This is a genomic window from Sulfuricaulis sp. (assembly GCF_049587675.1).
Taxonomy (GTDB): Bacteria; Pseudomonadota; Gammaproteobacteria; order Acidiferrobacterales; family Sulfurifustaceae; genus Sulfuricaulis.
Genome location: NZ_JBAVEJ010000143.1, coordinates 1 through 3,611 on the forward strand (window position 1 = coordinate 1; position 3,611 = coordinate 3,611).

Genomic DNA, 3,611 nt, shown 5'->3' on the forward strand with positions numbered 1-3,611 from the left:
GCCATCACGCCTGGCGTGAGAAAGCGACTGCGCGCGCCGTAGACATGGGCGTCGCCGGTGCGCGACTGCTGGGTGACGTAATACTTGATCGGCGAGATGAGATCGAGTTCGTTCTTGGCGCGCGTCATCGCGACGTAGAGCAGGCGCCGCTCTTCCTCGATCATCTCCGGCTTGCCGGCGGCGTACTCGTTGGGGAAATTGCCATCGTTCACGTTGAGCACGAAAACGCGGTCCCATTCCTGGCCCTTGGCGGAATGTACAGTCGAGAGAATAAGAAAATCCTCATCCAGCGAAGCCGCGTTTGAGATGTCGGAGGTGGCGTTCGGCGGATCGAGCGTCAGTTCGCTCAGGAACCGCTCGCGCGAAGTGAATTGGAGTGCGATGCGTTCGAGCTGTTCGAGATCGCCGCTGCGCGCCGCGCCCGCGTCATGGATTCGCATGAGCTGTGGCTCATACCAACGCCGCACGAGACCGATCTGGCCCTCCCACCGGGCCGAGGCGATGCCGATCGCGCCAAGCAGTTCGAGCAGGGCCGCCCAGTCGTCACGCGCGGCAGTGGGTGCTCGATAACCGGCAAGCCCGCTCCATGCGTGGCCGCCAGCTTCAAATGCCTTCCAGCAGCGGTCGGCGTTCCCCGGACCGACGCCGGGCATGAGCTGCAACACGCGAAAGGCGGCGATGCGGTTCTTGGGGTTGTCGGCCCAGCGCAGGATGGCGAGCAGATCTTTGACGTGGGCGGCTTCGAGGAACTTGAGACCGCCGTACTTCACATAGGGAATGTTGCGGCGCGCGAGCTCGAGCTCGAGGACGTCGCTGTGGTGCGAACTCCGAAACAGCACCGCCTGCCGGTGCAGGGGTATGCCTTCCTCGCGCGCGCCGAGGATGCGCTCGACGATGTACTGCGCCTGCGCCTGATCGTCGAGCACCGTCACGTGGCGCGGACGCGCGCCGCTTTTTCCCGCGCCACGTTGCGCACGTAAATCCTTGCGATATTGCCTTGCGGCCTCGGCCATCAGCGCGTTGGCCGCGTCGAGAATGGGTTGCGTGGAGCGGTAGTTGTCCTCCAGCGTGACGATGTGCGCCGAAGGGGAGAAGCGCGAGGGGAAATTGAGAATGTTGTCGACATTCGCCGCGCGGAAAGAGTAGATCGACTGTGCGTCGTCGCCCACTACGCAAAGACCCGCGCCCGTGGGTCGGAGCGCGAGCAGGATCTCGGCCTGCAGACTGTTGGTGTCCTGGTATTCGTCGACCAGAACGTGATCGAACAGCGCGCCCACGTCCTGCGCGAGTGAACCCTCCTGCATGAGCATGTGCCAGTAAAGGAGCAGATCGTCGAAGTCGAGCGCTTGCTGGAACAGCTTCGCGTCGACATAACGGCGAAACAGGGCCTTGAGTTCCGCTTCCCATTCCGCGCACCAGGGAAAGGTATCAGCCAGCACCTTCTCCAGCGGGAAGCGGGTGTTGACGCAATGCGAGTAGATGGCGAGGCAGGTGTCCTTGCGGGGAAAGCGCCGGTCCTTGGACGAGAGCTCCAGCTCGTGCCGGGCGACATCCAGCAGATCCGCGGAATCGCCGCGGTCCATGACGGAAAAGCCGGGGTCCAGGCCGATATGGCGTGCGTAGCGGCGCAGCAGGCGGTTGGCGATTGAATGAAAGGTGCCCGCCCAAGGCAGGCGCACACCGGCAGCTTCGGTCGACACACCCGCCGTGGCGCCGCGCTTCGCGGCGAGCGATTGGGCCACGATGCGATGGGCACGACGCACCATCTCTTCGGCCGCGCGGCGCGAGAAGGTGAGGAGCAGAATTCTATCCGGCGCAACGCCGTTCATGACGAGGTGCGAAACGCGGTGCGCCACGGTATTCGTTTTGCCGGTGCCGGCGCCGGCAATGATCAGTAAGGGGCCCGCGCTCCAGACACCTCTCGCGGCGGGAGCGCCATACTGCACAGCGGCGAGCTGGAGGGAATTGAGGACGGAAGCAGCCGTTGCCCGTTTGGCCGTGGATTCCGTGGCGACGTCGGGTAAAGTCTCGTGCTGCACAGTGCGATTATGGCGCAGGGTGGTGGGGGTTAGCTAGGGGTGGGGAAACGATGGCGACAGGTTGGAATGAATCTCACCTGTGTAACTGCATGATGGAATCCCCGCTGCGCGGGGATAACATGTACACCCTGGATGCCCGCCTCCGCGGGCATGACGGCATTTAATAATCCCGCTTTCGCGGGAATGACGGCTCCTATTGATGTGTTCGCCTGACATTACGCCGCCAGCTCGTGCGCGTAGTAGGGGCGTTCCCGGTCGTCCAGCACGCGGTAAAGCTCCGCCTTGTCGTGGCTCTCGGGATTCAGCCAGGTCTGAAGATTGCTTTGTTTCAGCGGAATCACGCAGCGGTTGTGTCCGGTCGCGGCGACTTCCGGCGGCGGCTCGTCGGTGATCGCGGCGAAGCTGTCGAGCTCGGGCTTGCCCTTTTCGTGCCAGTGATCCCAGAGACAGGCCAGGATCATCTCCGTCGCCGGCTGGGGATTGAAATGCAGCACGAGGTTCTTGTCTTTCTCGCCGGGTTTGAGCGCGCGTTTCTCGAAATCGCTCAGCGCCACGTTTTCGAAGAAAGAGGAGATCACCATGCAGGCATGGTGGTGGCCGAACAGATTTTTCCAGAAGCCTTCGAGGTTGTCGCGCCGGGCGTTGTACAGCCCATCGTACTTCTTGTCGTACCACGCGGGTTTGCCCTGCGGCCGGCAGTGATAGCGCGCGGGGAGAATGACGTATTCGTCGTTCTCCATCACGACCACGGGCGCGTAGGTGAACGGAAAGATGCGCGAGTCGTTGGGCTGGGGCTCGGTGCGTTTCAGGTTGGCGATTTTGGTTTTGTACCAGGCAATTTTGTTGGTTGCGATGCGCTGGTCTTCCAGCGCCTTCTTGGTTTCCTTTACCTTCAGTTGGCGTTCCGCCGTGGTCAGGCGCTGCTTCTGGGAAAACAGGGCCGCTTCCCATTCCTTGGCCATGTGCGCGCGGTATTCGTCGATGGCGTCCTTGATGCGTTTCTCCGCAGGCGTCTTCGGACGATAGAAGTTCGCCTCCAGGGCCTTGGGGATTTTGATTGTGTCATCCGTCGCTCGTCGTTGAAACAGCGCTTCGAACTTCGCGTGGTCGACGCGCGCCTTGAACAGGCGCCCGAGGGCTTTCAGGTCTTGTTGCACCATGGCGGAGTAGCACATGGGATTAACCTAACTCAAAGGGGAGGCCAGGGAAACGATGTGCACGAAGTGTGGGGTTTGAAAGAGATGGAATCCCCGCTGCGCGGGGATGTCATGCAAGGCCTGGATTCCCGCTTTCGCGGGAATGACAACCTTTGCTGTTGGGGTTCGCTGCGCTCACCCCAACCTACATTACTCCCTAGTCCCCTCAAATATGGCCGTCACCCCCGCGAAAGCGGGGGTCCAGGGTTTACATGTAGATTCTCACCTTGCTTGCAGCCATTCTCGCGCCGCGGGGATACGCAAAAACCCCTGAAAAACAGGCCGGCTGCGGAGGCACTTGACCGCGCCCCCAGTACTGGATAAATATCCAGTATCCCAGACAGGCAACCCGGCATGGACACCCTCACCCCCAGAC

At 61.8% G+C, this 3,611-nt stretch carries 2 protein-coding genes; both read right to left on the bottom strand.

Annotation, left to right across the window (positions count from 1 at the left end; translation table 11 throughout):
* Positions 1-2,039, bottom strand: a 2,039-nt coding sequence (locus WB402_RS07470; RefSeq protein WP_424206484.1) for an ATP-dependent helicase, incomplete at its 3' end; no start/stop codon positions are given.
* A gap of 215 nt (positions 2,040-2,254) precedes the next feature.
* Complete coding sequence (locus WB402_RS07475) at positions 2,255-3,214, bottom strand: SOS response-associated peptidase family protein (protein ID WP_424206486.1); 960 nt, start codon at positions 3,212-3,214, stop codon at positions 2,255-2,257.
* Positions 3,215-3,611 lie beyond the last annotated feature (397 nt).